This window comes from Bauldia litoralis, from assembly GCF_900104485.1.
GTDB lineage: Bacteria > Pseudomonadota > Alphaproteobacteria > Rhizobiales > Kaistiaceae > Bauldia > Bauldia litoralis.
Window position 1 is genome coordinate 186,890 of the sequence record NZ_FMXQ01000010.1, and the last position, 20,946, is coordinate 207,835.

18 protein-coding genes are annotated in these 20,946 nt (G+C 66.9%); 8 read left to right on the forward strand and 10 right to left on the reverse strand.

The window, feature by feature from the left end; all coding sequences use genetic code 11:
* Nucleotides 1–10: 10 nt before the first annotated feature.
* Nucleotides 11–1,849: a serine/threonine-protein kinase gene (locus BLT60_RS20975; RefSeq protein WP_139167915.1), complete on the reverse strand. Its 1,839-nt coding sequence runs from the start codon at nt 1,847–1,849 to the stop codon at nt 11–13.
* A 168-nt stretch (nt 1,850–2,017) separates the two neighbouring features.
* Between BLT60_RS20975 and BLT60_RS20980 the strand changes: the two genes are divergently transcribed.
* Nucleotides 2,018–2,863, forward strand: coding sequence for a polyphosphate kinase 2 family protein (locus tag BLT60_RS20980; RefSeq protein WP_210185655.1), 846 nt, complete (start codon nt 2,018–2,020; stop codon nt 2,861–2,863).
* Here BLT60_RS20980 and BLT60_RS24470 read toward each other — a convergent pair whose 3' ends face one another.
* On the reverse strand, nt 2,864–4,828 hold the full coding sequence (locus BLT60_RS24470) for a DUF2207 domain-containing protein (RefSeq protein ID WP_175478562.1): 1,965 nt from the start codon (nt 4,826–4,828) through the stop codon (nt 2,864–2,866).
* On the reverse strand, nt 4,825–5,394 hold the full coding sequence (locus tag BLT60_RS20990; protein ID WP_090879799.1) for a LemA family protein: 570 nt from the start codon (nt 5,392–5,394) through the stop codon (nt 4,825–4,827). The genes BLT60_RS24470 and BLT60_RS20990 overlap by 4 nt, the downstream gene beginning before the upstream one ends.
* 145 nt (nt 5,395–5,539) lie before the next feature.
* Between BLT60_RS20990 and BLT60_RS20995 the strand changes: the two genes are divergently transcribed.
* The 3 genes from BLT60_RS20995 (at nt 5,540) to BLT60_RS21005 (ending at nt 8,175) form a co-directional block, all read left to right on the forward strand.
* Nucleotides 5,540–6,013, forward strand: a complete 474-nt coding sequence (locus BLT60_RS20995; protein WP_090879801.1) for a nuclear transport factor 2 family protein — start codon at nt 5,540–5,542, stop codon at nt 6,011–6,013.
* Nucleotides 6,014–6,136: 123 nt separating this feature from the next.
* Nucleotides 6,137–6,778 (forward strand): ParA family partition ATPase, encoded by a 642-nt coding sequence (gene parA / locus BLT60_RS21000; protein ID WP_090879804.1) that lies wholly within the window; start codon nt 6,137–6,139, stop codon nt 6,776–6,778.
* Between the two features lie 17 nt (nt 6,779–6,795).
* Nucleotides 6,796–8,175 (forward strand): metallophosphoesterase, encoded by a 1,380-nt coding sequence (locus BLT60_RS21005; protein ID WP_139167916.1) that lies wholly within the window; start codon nt 6,796–6,798, stop codon nt 8,173–8,175.
* A 64-nt stretch (nt 8,176–8,239) separates the two neighbouring features.
* Here BLT60_RS21005 and BLT60_RS21010 read toward each other — a convergent pair whose 3' ends face one another.
* Nucleotides 8,240–8,446 (reverse strand): DUF4170 domain-containing protein, encoded by a 207-nt coding sequence (locus tag BLT60_RS21010; protein ID WP_090879810.1) that lies wholly within the window; start codon nt 8,444–8,446, stop codon nt 8,240–8,242.
* Between the two features lie 36 nt (nt 8,447–8,482).
* The gene (aceA, locus tag BLT60_RS21015; RefSeq protein ID WP_244521374.1) at nt 8,483–9,757 is read right to left on the reverse strand and encodes an isocitrate lyase; all 1,275 of its coding nucleotides are present in this window, start codon (nt 9,755–9,757) and stop codon (nt 8,483–8,485) included.
* Nucleotides 9,758–9,918: 161 nt separating this feature from the next.
* On the opposite strand from aceA, the gene BLT60_RS21020 reads away from it, so the two are divergent.
* From BLT60_RS21020 to preA, 4 genes are all read left to right on the forward strand, one after another.
* Nucleotides 9,919–11,346 carry a helix-turn-helix domain-containing protein gene (locus tag BLT60_RS21020; protein WP_090879816.1) on the forward strand — a complete coding sequence of 476 codons (1,428 nt, stop codon included), beginning with the start codon at nt 9,919–9,921 and terminating at the stop codon, nt 11,344–11,346.
* Nucleotides 11,333–12,283 carry an alpha/beta fold hydrolase gene (locus BLT60_RS21025; RefSeq protein WP_175478563.1) on the forward strand — a complete coding sequence of 317 codons (951 nt, stop codon included), beginning with the start codon at nt 11,333–11,335 and terminating at the stop codon, nt 12,281–12,283. The genes BLT60_RS21020 and BLT60_RS21025 overlap by 14 nt, the downstream gene beginning before the upstream one ends.
* 70 nt (nt 12,284–12,353) lie before the next feature.
* Nucleotides 12,354–13,703 carry an NAD(P)-dependent oxidoreductase gene (locus BLT60_RS21030; protein WP_090879822.1) on the forward strand — a complete coding sequence of 450 codons (1,350 nt, stop codon included), beginning with the start codon at nt 12,354–12,356 and terminating at the stop codon, nt 13,701–13,703.
* A 30-nt stretch (nt 13,704–13,733) separates the two neighbouring features.
* Nucleotides 13,734–15,041, forward strand: coding sequence for an NAD-dependent dihydropyrimidine dehydrogenase subunit PreA (preA, locus tag BLT60_RS21035; RefSeq protein ID WP_090879825.1), 1,308 nt, complete (start codon nt 13,734–13,736; stop codon nt 15,039–15,041).
* A gap of 32 nt (nt 15,042–15,073) precedes the next feature.
* On the opposite strand, the gene BLT60_RS21040 is transcribed toward preA, so the two are convergent.
* The 5 genes from BLT60_RS21040 to BLT60_RS21060 all read right to left on the reverse strand — a co-directional run bounded on the left by BLT60_RS21040 (nt 15,074) and on the right by BLT60_RS21060 (nt 19,890).
* Nucleotides 15,074–16,039, reverse strand: coding sequence for a DUF3298 domain-containing protein (locus BLT60_RS21040; protein ID WP_175478564.1), 966 nt, complete (start codon nt 16,037–16,039; stop codon nt 15,074–15,076).
* A 55-nt stretch (nt 16,040–16,094) separates the two neighbouring features.
* Nucleotides 16,095–17,174: a DUF2865 domain-containing protein gene (locus tag BLT60_RS21045; protein ID WP_090879831.1), complete on the reverse strand. Its 1,080-nt coding sequence runs from the start codon at nt 17,172–17,174 to the stop codon at nt 16,095–16,097.
* A gap of 259 nt (nt 17,175–17,433) precedes the next feature.
* Complete coding sequence (locus BLT60_RS21050; RefSeq protein WP_090879833.1) at nt 17,434–18,081, reverse strand: alpha/beta hydrolase; 648 nt, start codon at nt 18,079–18,081, stop codon at nt 17,434–17,436.
* Nucleotides 18,081–18,707 carry an NUDIX domain-containing protein gene (locus BLT60_RS21055; RefSeq protein WP_090879836.1) on the reverse strand — a complete coding sequence of 209 codons (627 nt, stop codon included), beginning with the start codon at nt 18,705–18,707 and terminating at the stop codon, nt 18,081–18,083. The genes BLT60_RS21050 and BLT60_RS21055 overlap by 1 nt, the downstream gene beginning before the upstream one ends.
* A gap of 37 nt (nt 18,708–18,744) precedes the next feature.
* Nucleotides 18,745–19,890, reverse strand: a complete 1,146-nt coding sequence (locus BLT60_RS21060) for a carboxylate-amine ligase (protein WP_090879838.1) — start codon at nt 19,888–19,890, stop codon at nt 18,745–18,747.
* Nucleotides 19,891–20,946: the final 1,056 nt, after the last annotated feature.

The following is a 20,946-nucleotide window of genomic DNA, read 5'->3' on the forward strand; positions in this document are numbered from 1 at the left end:
CCCCCGCCCCTCAATCTTCCAGGGTGACCGCCGCGTCGTCGAGCAGATCGGCGAGTTGGTCGAGATCGACATCGCGCCGGTCGGGCTCGGCGATGGTCATCGTCTTGACCATCGTTGCCAGCGGCCCGTCGATCCGGGCGGTGCGGCGCCAGCCGAAGCGACCGAGGATGCCGCGTTTCCGATCGCCCTGCTCCTCGTCCTCCATCATCTCGCCGATCATCCGGCCGAGCGCATAGATATCCTCGCGGCCGAGCCAGCGATCGTCAGTCGCTGCCTCGAGTTGCTCCGGCGCGGCGTAGCGCACGGTGCCGAGGCCGGCGGCGGTATCGGCCATGCCCTTCAGCCGGGCGATGCCGAGGTCGATGATCACCGGCTGGGTGCCGTGGCGCAGCACGATGTTGTCCGGCTTGAGGTCGCGATGGGCGATACCCGCCTGGTGGAGCGTCGCCAGCGTCCGGGCGATCGAGGCGGCAATCGCCATCTTGCGGCCGAAGTCCACCGCGCCGTCGTCGATGGCGACGCGCAGCGTCGGGCCGGCGACGTAATCCTGGACAAGCGTCAGCCCGCCGCCGCTATCCATATGGAGATAGCGGGTCCGCGCCACGAAGCGGCTGCGGATCCGCCCGCCCGTCAGGATCTCGTTGCGCGCGGTGGCCATCACTGAACGCGCCGTGTCGAGGTCGAGATTCTCCTGCCGCCGCAGGCGCTTGATCGCGACTTCCGTGCCGGTATCGAGATCGATGGCCCGTTGCACCTCGCCGAAGCCGCCGGTGCCGAGCGTTTCGAGCACCAGGAAGCGGCCGCTGCCGCCATCCTCGCTGAGCCGGTCCTCCGGCGACAGTTCGGCGATCATCGCCGGCCGCCAGAACCCCACCGCCACGGCGCGCACCCGGTCGGCCATCGCCGGCAACCGGCGATCCTCGGCCCGGCGCAACGCCTCGACGATGCAGGCTTCGGCCTCGGCCCGGCGCTCCATTCCGGCCAGCGTTTCGGCAAGCAGGATGCGCGCGTCGAACTCGTGCCGCGGCAGGTCGTCGTCGACAAAGCGGTCGAGGGCCCGCTCGACCCGGGCAATGGTTGCCTCCGGGTCGACCTTGCGATTGAGGAAGCCTTCGAGCAACGCCAGTTCGGCCCGCTCATAGGATGACGGGTGGTCGCCGACCCAGGCCCGGGCGTCCGCCTCCGCCGCCCGCGCCTCGTCGTCCCGGTCAAGCGCGGCGAGACAACGCGCCTTGATCACCCGGGCGACGAAACTGTCTCGGCCATAGCCGGCCGGCAGGGCGGCGATCATCGCGTCGATGCCGTCGAGACACTCGTCGTATCGGCCGAGCGCCAGCAACGCCTCGCGTTGGTTCACGGGCAGGCGTGATTCTTCCCGCCCCGGCAGCATCTCAATCCGTCCGGCGGCCAGCGCAAAGGCGTCCAGAGCCGCCTCATAGCGGCCCGTATCGAGGTTGAGGCGACCGAATTCGACCACGGCGGCCGCCGTATCGCCCGGGTTTCCCGCCGCATCGGCCTCGACCACCGAGCGCATCAGTTCCAGCGCCGCCGAGGCCGTTTCGCCGCGCCATATGTGGATTCGGCTGGTTTCCCGCGAGATCGCCGGGTGCAAGGCGGTCGCGCCGATGTCGCGCGCCAGGGCGCGTGCCTGCTGCAGCGCCTTGAGCGCCGATTCCGGCAGCCCCAGCCGGTTGAGGACGATGCCGCGCGCAATACCAAGGCGAACGCTGGCCTCGTCGCCTCGATCGGCGAGGTCCGGCAGATCGTCGATCGCCCGCAGGAGCGCCGATGGATCATCGAGCGCCGCAATCCGTTTCTCGATATCGCCCAACCGTCCGTCGTCGCTCACCGGTCCGTTCCTCCAGCAGATCCTCGCCGCGTCTCGCCTTGATACCGGTCCTGTCGCGGCTTGTCGCGGGCATGCTGCATGGCTCGGAAACCGCCCCTCTCCCGGCGACGCGTTGGCGGCGGTCGTCGATTCCGGCTAGGCTGAACGGGCAACCGGATGATGGAGCGCATGGCAAAATCCAGGAAGAAGTCGTCGAAGCAGCAGAACACGCTGGCCGATGTCGACCTGACCAAACGGCTCGACTCCGATCGCTACGAAGCCGAACTCGACAAGCAGCAGACCAAGCTGCGCCAGATCCAGCAGGCCTATCTCGGCTCCGGCCAGTCGGCGGTGATCGTCATGGAAGGCTGGGACGCGGCCGGCAAGGGCGGCACGATCCGCCGCATGTCCGCCGTCCTCGACCCGCGCGGTTTCAAGGTCTGGCCGATCGCGGCCCCCCGCCACTATCACCTCGAGCGGCACTACCTGCTCCGCTTCTGGGAGCGGCTTCCGCCCAATGGCGCGATCGCGGTGTTCGACCGCTCCTGGTACGGCCGGGTACTGGTCGAGCGCGTCGAGGGCTTCGCATCGCCGTCCGAATGGGGCCGGGCCTTCGACGAGATCAACGACTTCGAGCGGCTGCTGACCGACGACAGGATGCGGGTGCTGAAATTCTTCCTCCATATCAGCCCGGAGGAACAGTTGAAGCGCTTCGAGGCGCGGCTGCGCGACCCGATGAAACGCTGGAAACTCTCCTATGAGGATTTCCGCAACCGCAAGAAATGGGACGACTACGAGGACGCCACCAACGAGATGCTGGACCGCACCTCGACCAAGCGCGCGCCGTGGCACGTGATTGCCGCCAACGACAAGAAATGGGCGCGGATCCAGATCCTCAAGACCATCACCAGCGAACTTGCCAAGGGGATGGACCTCGACCCGGCGCCGCTCGACGAGAAAGTCGAAGAAGCAGCGGCGGCGCTCTTCGAGTCCTACAAGGACCTGATCGACAGCACCGCCGGTCGCTCCGACTGACTACCAGCCGCCGCCACCGCCGCCGCCGCCACCACCACCGGAGCCGCCTCCTCCGCCGCCCGAGAATCCCGAGGAGGAAGACTTCGGCGCCGGGATCGAACTGGCGAAGGAACTCTGCGCCGTCGACACCGTCGACGCGATCGAACTGGCGAGGCTGCGGCCGCCCCAGTTGTGGCCGCCATGCCAGGCGGGACTGTAGCCGGTCGCGACCGCGTTGCCCGGGTTGGCGCGGGCAAACGCCTTCTCGAACGCCTCCGACCACGGCTTCTCGACGTTGAGCGCCACCGCGTAGGGCAGGATCCGCTCGAACTGCTTCGCGTCGAGGTCGGGCGCGCCAGCCATGTTGAGGCGCTCGGTCTCGGCCGTGCGGATATACATCTCCAGCCCCTCGATCTGGTCCATGATCTTGCGGCCGGCGGCCGTCGGCGCCCGCAGGAGATAGAAGAAGGCGCCGTTCATCGCCGCGAAGCCGGCGACCAGCACCAGCGGGAAGCCGTTCCGCCAGATCGCGCCGAGAAGGCTCTCGCCGAAGCCCTGCGGCAGGCTGGAGAGAATGCCGCCCGCCGCTGAAAAGATGCCGACGCCAATGAAGCCGAGGACCAGCAGGTTGAAGCCGATGACGAAGGTCGACTTGACCGTCCGCGCCCCGAAGAGCGCCCGGACCAGCGGGATGACGAAGACGCCGAGGAAGAAGCCGATCATCACCGCGGCGATCAGCAGGCCGATCTCGTTGTCCGGCAGCCCGCCGAGAAACAGCACGAAGGCCAGCGACACGGCGGTGAGGAAGAGGCCGGCGATGAAGTAGCCAAGGTTGCGCCGGAAGAAGCGGTCGCGGGTTTCCCGCTCGACCGCCCCCTTGAAGCTGTTGAAGGCGGTGGCGAGACTCTTGCCGTTGGCCTTGTTGATCGTGACCTTGCCGCTCTTCCTGTCGACCCATTTGAGGATCGCGTTTTCTCCCGGCGGCAGCATGCGCGCCGGCTTTTCCTTGTCGGTGCGGGTCAGGACGATGTCGTCGCCCGAATCGTCGAAGACCAGGTATCCCTTGGTCGCCAGCGACAGGGCAGCCGCGGTGAATTCCCGCCAACCGCCGCTCCAGCCATAGTCGCGGATATAGCCGGCGAGCGCCGGTGAGATGCCTTCCGGCGGATGGAACAGCGGGATGATCGTCCCCTTTGGTGGATCGCGGCCGACCGCGTTCCACGTAAAGAGATAGAAGGCGAGGACGCCGACGAGGCCGATGCCGCCAATGACGAAGCGGCGGTTGTCCATGAACCAGTAGGAGAAGGCCTGGAAGCCGCTCGGCGGGGACACGAGGCCATCGGGAATCTGCAGCACCACGGACAGGCCGGAACGCGGCGGCAGGGTCGCGGTGGTCGACACCCGCAGGCTGTCGTCGCCGGTGATCTCGCCGGAAAAGGCCTCGCCTTCTTCGCCATAGCGCCCGGTATAGGCGGTCCAGCGGATGGGCGGCCGGTTGTCCGGCAGGGTGAAGAGCGCCGTCGCCTCGCGGATCGGGAAGGCCCAGTCGTTGCCGGTGACGTTCCAGAACAGCTCGGTGTGTTCGTCGAGAAAACGCACCTGCCGGCCGGTCTCGTAGCGGATGGTATAGGTGTAGACGCCTGGCGCGAGCAGCACGTCCTGCTCGCCGATATAGATGCGGATACCCTCGTTGTTGCGCGCCGTGTGAAAGGGCTCCGGCTCGCCGTCGCGGGTGACGTCCTCGATGGAAAAGGTGACGGAACGGACGCGGTCCTCCGCGTCGACAAAGGTCAGCGGAAAGTCGCGGAAGATGCCGCGCCTGATCTGGTCGCCCTCCGCCTTGACCCGGATCGTCTCGGTGACGGCGAGCACACCGTCCGACTGGACGACGATCTCCGCGTCGAACCGTTCGATCACTTCATCCGCAACTGCGGGAGCCGCGACAAGCAGTAGCGCGGCGGCGAGGCATGCGGCGAGCGTCCTCACGTTCCCGCTCCCTTGAAGTCGATGCCGGGAACAGCCCCGTCGCTCGGGTCCATCTCGAAGAAGTCGCGCTTGACGAAGCCGAACAGGCCGGCGACCAGGTTGCTCGGGAAGGATTCGACCATGACGTTGAGGTTCCGCGTCGCGCCATTGTAGTAGCGCCGCGCCATCTGGATCTCGTCCTCGACGGTCGCCAGCGTCTTCTGCAATTCAAGGAAATTGTCGCTCGCCTTGAGGTCTGGATAGGCCTCGGCCAGTGCCATCAGCTTGCCGATGGCGCTCGAAAGCTTGCCTTCGGCACGGGCGCGCGCGGCAACGTCGCTTTCGGGGACCTTGCCGGCGGCGGCGCGAAGCTCGGTCGCCCGCACCAGCACCTGCTGCTCATGCGTCGCGTAGCCCTTCACCGTGCTGACGAGGTTGGGGATCAGGTCGGCCCGGCGCTTGAGCTGGACGTCGATGCCGCTCCAGCCTTCCTCGGCCATCTGCCGGGTGCGAACCAGCCGGTTGAAGAGAACGATGCCAAAGACGATGGCGACTGCCACGACCGCCAATACGATCCACGTGGTCATTTTCACGCCTCCCCGAGAACCAATGCGTCCACCGACACCCCCATCGACGTCATGCGCGTCGCGATTCGGACAATAGCCCAACGTTGCAGCACCTTTTGGCTGCGGGCAAAGTGAGCGCGTTCACAGCCTGGAAAGGGCGGCACCAATGATCAGGAACGCGGCTCCCCAAGCCATGATCCGCAACGCAACCGCCGGTATCCTGGCCTTGATGCTGGCAACAGGCTTCGCGTCCGCCGGCGCCGCGGCAGACGATTCGCTTGAGGCCGAGGCCCGGGCAGCAATCACCGCCGTCTTCGATGCGCTGGCAACCGGCGATCCGGAGACGGTGCGCCCGTTCATCGCGCCCGAGTTCCAGCTCGTCCGGTCGGACGGCGCCGCCTACAACAAGGAAGAGTACCTCGCGCGCAGCATCCCGCATATCGACAGCACGCCGGTCATCAACGACCTCGTTGTCACCCGCAACGGCGATATCGTCGTGACGCGCATGCGGCTTCAGATCGAGGAGGAGCTCGACGGCAAGAAGGCGGAGAGCAACGCGCCGCAGCTCATCGTCTTCCGGGTGACGGGCGATAACTGGCAGGTGGTCGCGTCCGGCAATTTCGCCAGGCTGGCCGAGTAGGCCGCGCCATCTTCCGCCGCTGTGCATAAGCTGACCGGCAGCCGACGATTCTTTGGCAAGGCAATTGCTTCGGTGTCATGATTGCGCGTTAGGGAGGTTCACGCTCCGCGAGAAGGACTGCCCATGCCCGGTGTCATCATCACCATTGCCCAGCAAAAAGGCGGCTCCGGCAAGACCACGGTCGCCGCGCACCTCGCCATCGGCCTCGGGACCGGGGGCAAGTCGGTCGCCATCGTCGACGTCGATCCCCAGGGAAGCCTCGGCCAGTGGTTCGAGCGCCGCGAGGAGCGGCTCGGCGAGGAGGGCATCGACCTCGAGTTCCGCACAGCCAGCGGCTGGGGCGCCCGGCGCGAGGCGCGAAACCTCGCCAAACACCACGACTTCGTGGTGATCGACACGCCGCCGAAATCCGACCTCGAAATGCGTCCGGCGATCGAGATCGCCGATCTGGTGGTCGTGCCCCTGCAGCCGACCCCGGTCGACCTGTGGGCGACCGAGCCGACGCTGCAGATGGCGACGAAGGAGCGCAAGGAGACGATCCTGGTGCTCAACCGGGTCAATCGCCGCTCGCTGCTCACCGCCGAAATGACCGACGCGACCCGCGACCTCGGCTACCGCGTCGCGAAGGCGCAGCTTGGCAACCGCGTCGCCTACCCGTCGAGCATGGGGTCAGGGAGCACGGTCCTCGAAGCCGAGCCGGGCGGGCTCGCCGCCGAGGAGATCCGCGACCTCGTCAAGGATATCCGCAAGGCGTTCCGCCGTTGACGATGCGGCGGTCCGGGGTGCTGTCTGCTTTCGTCGCCGCCGGCTTGGCCGCTCTGTCGCCATCGGCCGACGCCGCCGACCCGACCGGCCGCTTCGGCCTGATCTCCGACATCCACCTCGACCCGTTCGATCCACCGTCCCTCGCCGCGCGGCTTTCGGACACCGATGTCCGCGACTGGCCCACGGTCTTCGGCGCCCTGACCGAACAGGCGATGTCGCCCTGGGGCAGCGATTCCAACTTCGCCCTGATGCAGTCCGCGGTCGAAGCCTTCGCGCGAGAGGCCGCTGGTGCGGACTTTGCCATCGTGCCGGGCGATTTGCTCGCCCACGCGTTCGAGCAGAAGGCAGCGGAAGCGCTCGGCGTCGCGGCCGACGCTCCGTCCGTCCGCGAATTCGCGATCAAGACGACCCTGTTCGTCGGTGAAAGCCTCGCCGCCGCGCTCCCCGACCGGCCGGTCTTCCTGGCGCTGGGCAACAACGATTCCGACTGCGGCGATTACGAGATCACCCCGGGCGGCGGCTATCTCGCCGCAACCCGCGACATGGTCCGCCGGCTTGCCGGTCCTGATCTGGTCGCGGCCGACTTCGATGCGACCTACGCCGCCGGCGGCTATTACGCCGTCCGGCATCCGGGACGGCCCGACACTTTGATCCTCGTGGTCAACGACGTGCTCTGGTCGGCCAAATATCGCGATGCCTGCGGCACCGGCGGGGAGGCGGCGGCCGCGGCGATGATGACCTGGCTGGCTAATGCCCTCGCCCGTCAGAAGGCGGCCGGCGACGCGGTCTGGATCGTCCACCACATCCCGTGGGGCATTGATCCCTTCTCGACCGCCCACAGCAAGGCGGCGACCTGCCCCGCCCGGGTCGTGCCTTTCCTCCGCCAGCCCTATGCCGACGGCTACATTCAGCTTCTGCGCACTTACAGGGACATCGTCCAGGCAAGTTATTCCGGCCACGTCCACATGGACGACTATCGCCTCCTGATCGACGACGCCGGCAAGGCCCTCGGCCTGCAGAAGATCCCGCCGGCCATCAGCCCGATCTATGGCCAGAATCCCGGCTTCGAGATCGTCACCTATGACCCCGGCACCGGAATCCCGACCGATTTCACCACCTGGTATCTCGCCAATCTCGACACGGCCTCGCTGGCGGTCGCCGGCGACTGGCAGCCCGAATACACCTTCACGGAAGCCTATGCCCTGCCGCAGTATTCGGCCGAAAGCGTCGCGAGGATGATCGGCGACGCGGAGGCCGGCGGTCCCTCCGCCGATACCTTCCGCCGTCTCTACACGGTCAGCCACGAGCCGCTGTCGGAGGCCGACCTGCCTGCCTATCTCTGCGCCATCCAGCACCAGGAGCAGGCCGACTTCACCACCTGCTATTGCGGCGGCTGAACGACGACGCGACGGCCGCCCCTCTCTGGCGACCGCCGCGTTTTACCACCGGGCTCTCCCGACCTCAGGCGGCATGGGCCCGCGATGCCGTCACCACGATCGAATAGCGGACCGAGGCGAGCGAGCGGCTGCCATTGCTGCGGTCCGACCACGAGCGGTGCGCTTCGTCGTAGCGGGCGAAGGGGCCATAGGCCTCGGCGCCGCCGTCGGCGAGATCGGTGAAGCTCGTGTCGCGGTAGCGACCGCCGACGACCCAGAATTCATCCTGCATGATCAGTCTCCCTGTCGATTGGTGCTGCGCCGGTGTTCAGGCGGTTTCGGGTTCGGTTCGGCGGAATTGCGCGGTTTCGGTCGATCCGGCCATCGCGGTGGTCGAGGACTGGCCGGCCGAGATCGCCATCGCGACCGCGTCGAAATAGGAGGTGCCGACCTCGCGCTGGTGGCGCACGGCGGTGAAGCCATCTGCCTCGGCCCGGAACTCCCGCTCCTGCAGTTCCGAGTAACCGCCCATGCCGCGATCACGATAGGCGCTGGCCAGTTCGAACATCGACAGGTTCAGCGCGTGGAAGCCGGCGAGCGTGACGAAATGGAAGCGGTAGCCCATCCCGGCCAGCTGCTCCTGGAAGCTCTCCATCGTCTTCTCGTCGAGCTTGGCACGCCAATTGAAAGACGGTGAGCAGTTGTAGGCGAGAAGCTTGCCGGGGAACTGGCGGTGGATCTCCTCGGCGAATTCGCGCGCCTCGCCGAGGTCGGGCTCCGAGGTCTCCCACCACAGGAGATCGGCATAGGGCGCATAGGAAAGGCTCCGCGCGATCGCATGCTCGACCGAATGGGTGCTGCCCTGCTTCAGCTTGTAGAAGCCCTCGGACGTCCGCTCGCCGGAAATCCAGGCCGCGTCGCGCTCGTCGATGTCGCTGGTGATCAGCGTCGCCGAATGGGCGTCGGTGCGGGCCATCAGCAGCGTGTTGACGCCGCAGACATCGGCGGCGAGGCGCGCCGCATTGAGGGTTCGGATGAAGGTCTGGGTCGGCACCAGGACCTTGCCGCCAAGGTGGCCGCACTTCTTCTCCGAAGCGAGCTGATCCTCGAAATGGACACCGGCGGCGCCCGCCTCGATCATCGCCTTCATCAGTTCGAAGGCGTTGAGCGAGCCACCGAATCCGGCCTCGGCATCGGCGACGATCGGCGCCATCCAGTAGGTCTCGTCGCCGCCTTCGAGGGTGGCGATCTGGTCGGCGCGCAGAAGCGTCTTGTTGATGCGACGGACGACGTCGGGCACCGAGGACGCCGGATAGAGCGACTGGTCCGGGTACATCTCGCCGGCATTGTTGGCGTCGGCGGCGACCTGCCAGCCGGACAGGTAGATCGCCTCGAGGCCGGCCTTGACCTGCTGCATCGCCTGGTTGCCGGTCAGCGCACCGAGAGTGCGGACAAACGGCCGGGTGCGCAGCAATTGCCACAGCCGCTCGGCGCCGAGACGGGCGAGGCTGTGCTCGACATGGACCGAACCGCGCAGCCGGTTGACGTCTTCCGGCGCGTAGTCGCGACGGATGCCCTTGAAGCGATCGGGTGGCGTACTCATCGTCATCTCCCTTGTGTTGACAGGGGAGAGAGGTATATTTGACAGCGAGTGTTGGTCAATAAATATATGAAATAACAAAGAAATCTGGAACAGTGTAACTTTCTTTACAAACTTGTTCTGTAACTCTGTAGGTTTTGTAGAGGCACCCGAAGGAGGGTCCGATGAAGGCGATGCGGATTGGCGGCAAGCTGCGGCGGCTGCGCCAGGAACGCCACCTGACGCAGGCGCAGATGGCGCGGGAACTCGGCATCAGCGCCAGCTACCTGACCCTGCTGGAGAGCAACCAGCGGCCGGTGACCGTCCGCGTCCTGCTCAAGCTGGTCGAGCGCTTCCAGGTCGACCTCCAGAGCTTCGCCGCCGACACCGACCAGAGGCTGTCGCTGGAACTGATGGAGGCGTTTTCCGACCCGATCTTCGAGGGCGCCGAGGTCAAGACGACCGACGTGCAGGAGCTTGTCTCGCTGCTGCCGGCGGTCGGTCGGGCGATGATCGATCTCTACGAGGCCTATCGCCGCCACCTGCCGGCCGACGCCACGACCAGTGCCGGCGAGGATGCCAGCGAAACGCCGCCGGTCTCGATCCCGTCGGAAGAGGTGACCGAGTTCATCCAGAAGCGCCTCAACCATTTTCCGGAGCTCGAGGAGGCGGCCGAGGCGCTGTGGCGGGAGGACGGGCTGTCGATCCACACGCTGCAGCAGGACCTGATGACGGTGCTGCGCCAGCGCCACGGGACCGAGGTCGAGATTCGCCCGGCCGATGCGATGAAGGGGCGCTCGCGGCGCTACGACCAGCTCGCCCGGCGGCTGCAGATCTCGGAAATGCTGCCGCCATCGAGCCGGCTTTTCCAGATCGCCCACCAGATCGCCTATCTCGGCCATCATCCCGCCCTGGACCGGATCGCCGCCTCCGGCAACTTTTCGTCGAGCGACGCGGAGGCGCTGATGCGGACGGCACTGGCCAACTATTTCGCCTCCGCCGTGATGATGCCCTACCGGATGTTCATCGAGGCGGCGCGGGCGACGCGCTACGACATCGACATCCTCAGGAACCGCTTCGGGGTTTCCTTCGAGCAGGTCTGCCACCGGCTGACGACGCTGCGCCGTCCCGGCGACGAAGGCGTGCCGTTCCACTTCATCCGGGTCGACATCGCCGGCAACATCTCGAAGCGCTTCTCGGCCTCCGGCATTCACATCGCCCGCTTCGGCGCCGCCTGCCCGCGCTGGAACGTCTATGACGCCTTCTCGACGCCGGGAATGCTGCGGGTGCAGATCTCGCGGATGCCGGACGGCGGCAGCTTCTTCTGTGTCGCCCGCACCACCGGGCGGGCCACCGCCCTGTCGCCGACCAGCGGCTTGCCGCATCGCGTCGGCCAGCGCGCCATCGGCCTCGGCTGCGACGTCCGCCATGCCGGCGAGATCGTCTATGCCGACGGCCTCAACGTCGCCGACCCTCAGATCGCCACGCCGATCGGCGTCTCATGCCGCACCTGCCCGCGCACCGACTGCGCCGAACGCGCGATGCCGTCGCTGTTCCAGAAGCTCCACATCGATGAGAACGTCCGCGGGCCGTCGACCTATGTCCAGGCCTAGAGGCTGGATCGGCGTCGCGGCCTTCGTCATCGTCGCCGCCATCGCGGCGCTCTTCGTCAATGCCGCTCTGGTCGACGCCGAAACCCACGCGGCCATCGCCCGCGACGGCGGCACCGTGATCACGACCGATGTCGTGCCGGCCAACGTGCTGATCGAGGGCGAGGGACCGGCGATCGTCCTGATCCATGGCTTCGGCGCTGCCCTCGACTGGTGGGACGCCGTCGCGCCCGACCTCGCCCGCGACCATCGCGTCATTCGCCTCGACCTGATCGGCCATGGTGGCACCGAAGCACCGGAACGCGGCTATTCGATCGAACGCCAGGCGGCCCTCGTCACCGCCTTGCTGGACGCGCAGCAGGTCCAACGCTTCACCGTCATCGGCCATTCGATGGGCGGCGAAGTGGCGACCGCCGTGGCCGAAGCCCGGCCTGACAGGGTCGCTGGCGTCGTGCTGATCGATACCCCGCCGACCGCCGCGGTCGACTTCAACACGGTCACCCAGTTCTACATGAGCCCGGTAATCGGGCCACTGCTTTCCCGCTTCGTCACCGCCTCCACTCGCCGCAGGGCGCTGGCCCAGGCCTTCACGCCCGGGTTCGCGGTGCCCGAAGCCTTCGTCGCCGATCTTGCCCAACTCACCTATACGGCAGCGGTCGGCGCTCATGACGAGAGCGTCGCTTTTCGCGATGCACGGCCACTGGACCAGCGTCTCGCCGCGCTGCAGCCCATACCGCCGCTCCAGGCGATCTTCGGGAACCTCGACGCGATCGTCCCGGCAACCGAGGCAAGACGATACGAGACCGTCCCTGGCGCGTCGGTGACGATCATCGACGGGGTCGGCCACTCGCCGATGGTCGAGGCGCCGGAAAAGACGCTGGCGCTGATCCGCGCCTTCCTCAAACGGACCATCGCGGACGCCACGCATCAGCCGTCTTGACGCCCTCTGAAAAATTTGTCCAAATGATCAAGAGTTATTCCAAACTGCGACAACGAGCACGGGACTGTTCATGGTCGATGAGAGAACTCCCGACATCGCCGCCGGTCGACTGACCGCCGAGCAGTATGTTGCCAACTTCAACGACCTTCATCCGCCGCTCGACCGGCATCAGGCTCTGGTCGAATCCGACCGCTGCTACTTCTGCTACGACGCGCCCTGCGTCACCGCCTGTCCGACCGGCATCGACATCCCGCTCTTCCTGCGCGAAATCCTGACCGAGAATCCGAAGGGCGCGGGGGAGACCATCCTTTCCGCCAATATCCTCGGCGGCATGTGCGCCCGGGTCTGCCCGACCGAGACGCTGTGCGAGGAAGCCTGCGTCCGCGAGAAGGCGGAAGGCAAGCCGGTGCGGATCGGCGAATTGCAGCGCTACGCAACCGACGCGCTGATGGCCGACGGGACACAGCCCTTCGTTCGCGCCGCGCCGACCGGGAAGCGCGTTGCCGTCGTCGGCGGCGGTCCGGCCGGGCTCTCCTGCGCCCATCGTCTCGCGGTTCACGGCCACGACGTCGTCATCTTCGATGCCCGGCCGAAGATCGGCGGTCTCAACGAATACGGCATCGCCGCCTACAAGACGCCGGGCGGCTTCGCCCAGGCCGAGGTCGATTTCATTCTGTCGATCGGCGGCATCACCGTCGAGCCGGGCAAGGCGCTCGGCCGCGATTTCTCAATCGACTCGCTGCGCGAGGAATTCGACGCGGTGTTCATCGGCGTCGGCCTTGCCGGCGTCAACGCGTTGCGGCTTGCCGGCGAGGACCAGCCGGGGGTCAGCGACGCGGTCGCCTATATCGCCGAGCTTCGCCAGACCGACGACCTCGCCGCGCTGCCGGTTGGCCGCCGCATCGTCGTCATCGGCGGCGGCATGACCGCCATCGACATCGCCTCACAGTCGAAGCGGCTTGGCGCCGAGGACGTCACCATCGTCTATCGCCGCGGCGCCGACCGGATGGGCGCCAGCGAATACGAGCGCGAGCTTGCCCAGACCGATGGCGTGACGATCAAGTTCAACGCCCAGCCGACGGCGCTGGTCACCGACGGCGGCCGCGTCACCGGCGTCACCTTCGAATACACCGCCGAAAATGGCGCAGGGCTTGCCGGCACCGGCGAGACCTTCACGCTCGACACCGACATGGTGTTCAAGGCAATCGGCCAGACCTTCGTGCCCGAAGCGCTCAACGGGGCCGGCCAGGCCATCGCCATCGACAGTGGACGGATCCAGGTTGACGACGAGCGCCGCACCAGCCTCGCCGGAGTCTGGGCAGGCGGCGACTGCATCGTCGGCGGCGAGGACCTGACCGTGGTCGCGGTGGAGGACGGCAAGATCGCCGCCGAGTCGATCAACCGGGCGCTCGCCGGCTAGACCGGCGAAGGACCGAACAGGAAGAGACAGATGGCAGACCTTCGTTCCGACTTCGTCGGCATCAAGTCGCCCAACCCCTTCTGGCTGGCATCGGCGCCGCCGACCGACAAGGAATACAACGTCGTCCGCGCCTTCAAGGCAGGCTGGGGCGGCGTCGTCTGGAAGACGCTCGGCGAGGATCCGCCGATCGTCAATGTCGCCGGCCCCCGCTACGGCGCCGTTCACGCCGGCGACCGGCGGCTGATCGGCCTCAACAACAGCGAGCTGATTACCGACCGCGAACTGCAGGTCAATCTCGAGGAGATCAAGCGGGTCAAGCGCGACTGGCCGGACCGGGCGCTGGTCGTGTCGCTGATGGTCCCCTGCGAGGAGCCGAGCTGGAAAGCGATCCTCAAGGCCGTCGAGGACACCGACTGCGACGGGGTCGAGCTGAATTTTGGCTGTCCGCATGGCATGAGCGAGCGCGGCATGGGATCGGCCGTCGGCCAGGTGCCCGAATACATCGAAATGGTCGCCCGCTGGTGCAAGGCATCGACCCGCATGCCGGTGATCGTCAAGCTGACGCCGAACATCACCGACATCCGCTATCCCGCCCGCGCCGCCCACAAGGGTGGCGCCGACGCCGTTTCGCTGGTCAACACCATCAATTCGATCACCAGCGTCGACCTCGACAACTTTGCGCCCGAACCCTCGATCGACGGCAAGGGGAGCCACGGCGGCTATTGCGGCCCGGCGATCAAGCCGATCGCCCTGTCGATGGTCTCCGAGATCGCCCGCGACAAGGAGTGCGCCGGCCTGCCGATTTCCGGCATCGGCGGCATCACCACCTGGCGCGACGCGGCCGAGTACATGGCGCTGGGCGCCGGCAACGTCCAGGTCTGCACCGCGGCAATGACCTACGGGTTCAAGATCGTCGAGGAGATGAAGTCAGGGCTGTCGCGCTATCTCGACGAGAAGGGCATGACCCTGTCGGACCTCACCGGCCGGGCGGTTCCCAACGTCACCGACTGGCAGTATCTCAACCTGAACTTCGTCACCAAGGCGCGGATCGACCAGGACCTCTGCATCGAATGCGGCCGTTGCCACATCGTCTGCGAGGACACCTCGCACCAGGCGATCACCGCGACCAAGGACGGACGCCGCCACTTCGAGGTAATCGACAGCCAATGCGTCGGCTGCAACCTCTGCGTCAATGTCTGCCCGGTCGAGGATTGCATCACCATGGAGCGGATCACCGCCGCCACCGATCCGCAGTCCGGGGCGCCGGCCACTGGCTATCGCAACTGGACCCAGCACCCCAACAACCCGATGGCGAAGCTGCCCGAGCCGGCGGAATAGATCCCCGCCAACGGGACGGCGGAGCGCTTCGGCTAGCCGCCTGACAGCGCCTTGAGGCGTTCGTCATAGGCCGATGTCAGGCAGAGCAAACTGCTGCCGCAGGCATTGCGGACATTGATCCAGGCGCGCTGGGCGTCGCGGACCGCGGTCTGCTTGCCGTCGTCGGCATAGCGCAGGGCCCGTCGATAGGCGTCCGACATGTCGCGGTCGAGACGGGCGACGACCACGTCGGAACAGATCGCCGTTTCCGTCGCGGTTCCGGCCCTGGCGCAATCGAAGGACGGCACCGGCGTCCGCCAGTCCCGCCGCATCAGGCCCTTGAGTTCGGCAAGCGGCAGCTCGACCGCCTGCGGTCCCGCCGCATAGGCCGCCACCTGATAGGGCGGGAAGCGGATGACCAGCGAATTGGGAAGCAGCATGAAATCCCGGAAATTGTCCCAGTCCGGGCCTGCGCCGGACTTCAGCCAATCGTCGTCGCTCAGTGAATCGCCGCCCCACTGGCGCTTGAGGTCGGCGATGGCGAGTTCGCTGATCCGCTCCACCGCAAGGGGATCGAAGATTTCCGGCAGGAAGACGCGCCAGCCGTCCGGCATCAGATAGTTGAAAGTCTCGATGTCCTGGTTGGGATGGGCGCCACCGGTGTAGATGCCTTCGTCGAAGCCGACGACAAAGGCCGTCTCGTCGTTGCGCGCCACGCCGAAACTGAGGTCGAGCGAATAGCTCCCGAATGGCGGGTCGTCGCCGAAGGAGGCGAAATCCTCCTCCGCCTGCTTGACGAATTCATCGGCCAGTCCTGTCGCCCATTCCTGCATCGGCCGATCGACGGTGGCGAGCCCGGTGCGCGGATAGTGGACGTTCACGTCGTAATTCTTGGTCGACCGCTCGATGCTGACGGTCTCGACGTGAAGGGGTGCACCGGCCGCACCGGATGTCATCATAAGGGCGGCACCCGCCGATGCGGCGATGATCGCGCCTGTCCGCTTCGGGAATACCGACATGGGCGAAATCCTCGCTTGGTATGGCCACCTGCCGCATCGAAGGCGGCAGGATATCCTATTGGACGACCGTCGACCCGGTCGGACCGTCGGCCTTGGGCGGCGGCTCAGCGGCATGGGCCGAGCTGATCAGGCTGAATTCCGGCCCCAGATCCGGCGCTTCGTAGAGCGCATCGATCGTGGTCGGCGCGATGTAATAATAGTCGGGGCCGAGGCGTCGGATACCGGCAACCGTGAACTCGCCGCCGTCCTCGGATTCGATCGGCGCGACCTTGAAGCGGCCGGCGACATTGGCCTGGGTTTCGGGATCGCGGGCGGGGTTGATCCGGGCCGTCGGCCGCGGCAGCAGATCCGGCGCCGGCGTGCCCTCGACCGCGGGCCTGTTGGCCTTGGACGCGGCGACCTGGTCGGCGAAGACCTCGGCGAGATTGGCAAGACCGCGCTTCAACTCGATCTGACACGACTCGCTGAAACTGGAGCGATAGGCAAAGGCATAGGACTGCGCAGAAAGCGGCGTGCCCTGCAGGGACACCGCCGTGTCGGCGGCACGGCCATTGGAGTGGACGAAGAGTTCGGCTTCGGCGCCGCCATACATCGACTTGCACACGGTCTCGTCAATCTTGAAGCGGGACCGGGGCGACGAGAAACTGACCGGGAAATAGAAGCCGTCGCAGGTCCGCACACAGAGCGTGCGGTAGCCGGAACTCGCGGTCTCGCCGAGCGAGGGGATCGAGCACCCGTTGCGGCGAAGCTGGCTGTACAGCCGGTCGCGATCGGAAGACGAACGCCGGCTCGTACTGCCTCGCGACGCCTGGCTGAGTTGCTGTTGAATACGGTTCAGCTTGCTCATCACCGACGGGCAGCTCGGCGAGGGCTTCCGGAAAATCCCGAGGCCGCGACAATTCTTGCGCTTGGCGTCCGCCTCGGCCGAGGCAAGTTCGCGCCGCAGGCGGCTGTAATCCGAGCGACTGCCGCCGCCCCCACCGCCGCCCGACCGGACCGCGGAAAGATAGTCGGCCTGGAGGCGTGCACAGAAGCTTGCAGCGTCGGCGGGCGCACTGATGGCGAGGGTCGCCGCAGCAACCGCAGCGAAAACCGATACCCTCGCACTGACCAATTTCACAATCCGCGTCGTCATTGCCCGCGACTCTTGCCTGTCCGTCCACTCGACCAGCGCCGGATCGTCGCTTTCAACCTATCGAATGGAGGTTTATTCGCCGTTACCGGGTAGCACATGGTCAACTCGCTTGTCCGGTATTTGTCCATTGAAACAAAAGCCATACAACACCGAACTGTGACATTGTCGCGACCTGTTGCGCCGCTGCCGCACCGCCTCCAACCACGATAATCCCCGGGTCCCCCGGGCGCTGTGACCGGTGTCACAACCGTGGCCGGCGCTACCCTGTCAATCGGTCCAGCAGGGCGCGGACATGGGAAACCTCGTCCTCGTTGATGGTGTGGCCCATGCCCGGATAGATTTTCTCGGTCACCTCGGCGCCGAGCTTCTCCATCACCGCGGTGGATTCGCCGACCCGGGCGAACGGAATATGCGGATCGACGTCGCTCGAGCCGATGAAGACCGGTGTCCCTTCCAGCGAACCGCGATAGTCGGCGGGGTCGATGACATCGCCGATCAGGCCACCGGTCAGCGCGACGACCGCGCCGTAGCGGTCGGGATGTCGGGCGGCGAATTCGAGCGCCAGGCAGGCGCCCTGCGAGAATCCGACCAGCGCTATCCGCTCCGGCGGGATGTCGCGGGTGATGAGGAGGCCGATGATGTCGGCGATCAGTTCTAGCGCCGAGGCGAGGTAAGGCTGGTTCTGGGCCACGGGCGCGATGAAGGGCCGCGGATACCAGGTGTGGCCGGCGGCATCGGGCGCCAGATAGGCCAGCGCCGGCCGATCGAAGCTGCCGGCGAGACCGAGAATGTCCGCGGCGTCGGCGCCACGCCCGTGCAGCATGATCACGGCGGCGGTCGCCTCGTCGAGTGCGGCGCCGGACTGGAGGACCGGCTGGCCCTTGTGCGGGTTGGCGGGGTCGGCCATCACGCGCGCTCCTCGCCCTGCCTGGCCTTGTCGGGGGGCAGGCCGTTCATCTTGAGATACTGCAGGAGCATGATCGTCTTGGCGTCGGTGATCTGCCCGGCCGCGACCATGGCCAGCGCCGCATCGAGGGTTGGCTCCATGACCTCGATATCCTCGCCCTCCTCCTCGGCGCCGCCGCCGGCGGAGATGCGGTCGGCGGGCGAATAGCGGGCGACGAAGAGGGCGAGACGTTCGGAGACGCTGCCGGGGCTCGTATAGGTATCGAAGACGCGGCTGATGCCCTTCATCTCGTAGCCGAGTTCCTCGACCGCCTCGTTGCGGATGGCGGCCTCGGGATCGAGTTCGTCGAGCAGGCCCGCGCAGGCCTCGATCAGCCAGCCGCGCCCGTCGACGAGATAGACCGGCAGCCGGAACTGGCGGACGAGGAGCACCGTGCCGCGGTCGGGATCGTAGGGCAGGATCGCCGCGCCATGGCCGCGATCGTAAACCTGCCGGATCAGCGTCTCCTGGGCACCGTCGCGACGGCGGTAATCGAGGGTGTACTTGGTCAGCGTCGCCCAGTCGTCGGAAAGCAGCTTCCGGTCAACGATCTGCACCGGCGCGGCGTCGGGTGTTTCGTCCTTCATCGATCGGTCTTCGTTTCCTGGCTGGTGCGGGCGACGGTCAATCGGCGTCGCAGTTGGCGCGTGTCTCTTCGACGAGGTGGTCGACAATGCCCTTCAGCGCCTCCTCGGCCGAAGCGCCGGTGGCGATCGCCCGGTCGTATAAGCGTATCTGGCGGTCGGCGGAAGAGCCTTCGGCGGCGATGCGGCCGGCATGTTCGACCTCGGCGACGCAATCGAAGAACTCGGCGTCCTCGCGGATAAGGTCGATCAGTTCGCCGATCAGGTCGGGAACCGGCACCGCCTCCCCCTTGCCGAAATCGATCAGCGTGCGGGTGGCGCCGAAGCGCTGGGCGAGCCAGCGGTTTTCGTTGACCAGCAGGGCCGAGTAACTCCGCCAGCGCTGGTTGTCGCGGCGCAGGCGATAGAGCATGCGGGCGATGCAGCGGTAGAGAGCGGCGATGGCGATGGTGTCGTCGAGCCGTGAGCAGACATCGGTGATCCGCATTTCCAGCGTCGGGAAGCGGGCCGAGGGGCGCAGGTCCCACCAGATCTTGGTGGCGTCCTCGATCTCGCCAACCTTGACCAGAGTCTCGACCGTGCGGTGATACTCGTCCGGTCCGAGGAAGGTCGGCGGCAGGCCGGTGCGCGGCACCTCGTTCCATACCGCCAGCCGGTACGAATGCAGCCCGGTCTGGTCGCCGCGCCAGAAGGGCGAGGAGGTCGACAGCGCCAGCAGGTGCGGCAGGAAATACGGCAACTGGTTGAACAGGTCGAAGCGGAGCGCCTCGTCCTCGATGCAGACATGGACATGCATGCCGCAGATCAGCAGCCGCCGCGCTACCGCCTGCAGGTCGCGGGCAATGACGTTGTAGCGCTCCTTGTCGGTGTTGCGCTGCTCGGTCCAGTCGGCGAAGGGGTGGGTCGAGGCGGCGATCGGCGCCAGGCCGTAGCGATCGGCGCAGGCGATCACCGCGCCGCGCAACCGGCGAAGCTCGTCCCGCGCCTCGGCCATCGAGCCGCAGACGGAGGTGCCGATCTCGACCTGGCAGCGCATGAATTCCGACGTCACCTGCGATCCGAGCGCGGCTTCGAGATCGGCGGCCAGCCCGGCCGGAGGATCGGCGGCCAGGTCGCGGGTCTCGCGGTCGACAAGGAGGTATTCCTCCTCGATGCCGATGGTGAAGGAAGGCGCGGGCGTCGTCATCGGCTAAGCGTGTCAGAAAAGGCGCGACAGGCCAATGTCGTTTGTTGAGGCGTGGTTCCCGCGACTGCGCCCTTGAGAGAATGACGTACGACCTCTCCACCGCCGTCCCGGCTTTGTCGTGACCGGTGTGCGCCCTGCATGACGGCGAGCGCCCCTCCACAGACGAAGGGCGCCCCCTCCACCACCCTTCGGGCGATCCCCCTCCCCCGTGAACGGGGGAGGATCGCGGTGGCGATGTCGCGCGACAAGCGATGACGAGGGCGACACGCGGGCGACCGGGCGCATCCTCCCCTGCGCAAGCGGGGGAGGGGGACCGCCGCGCAGCGGTGGTGGAGGGGGCGCGCGGCGCTGACGGACACCCCTCGCGAGACAACAACCTGTCGTCGGCACAGTGGCCGCCGCGCGAGGATGGTACGTGGCAGGTCCCGCGGCCTTGGGACACTCCGCCGATCCTCAACCGCTCGTCCCCGCGAAAGCGGGGATCCAGTCCTCACGCTGGGTGCCTGTATCGGCCGGCCGCGCGCCCATTCCCCAACGCCGCCTGGGTCCCCGCTTTCGCGGGGATGAGCGTCGAGGGGGCGCGCGCGCCATCCAGCCGAGCCACGTCACGGAGTTGGTCGGGAATCACTGGCCTGTCATCCCCGGCGAGCGCCGAAGGCGCGAGGGCAGGGGATCCAGTAAACGGTGCCGCGCTTCGTTTTGCACCGACATCGGTTACTGGTTCCCCTTCCCGCGGGCTTCGCCCGCGCCGGGGATGACAGTCGGGGCGGCGGCATCGCTCTGCATCAGGCAAACGCCTTCGTCGCCGCGAGCGAATCCGCTCCGGATTGTGGTTGATCCCGCGTGGGCACGCGGCTTTGCCGCTTTGCCCACCCTACTCTTGTCCCGTCCCTGTCGCGCCCTGTCGGCGCTCCTCGCCTCTTGAGAGACGAGGGGGTGGCGGGTGCTGCTGCAACGCCAACCGGGTAGTCCGAATATGGGCGCTTCAGAAGCACCCGCCGCGGTGGTTTGGGCGAACGCACCGTCTGGGCTGACGGGGGCGAGGCGGCTCCTCAG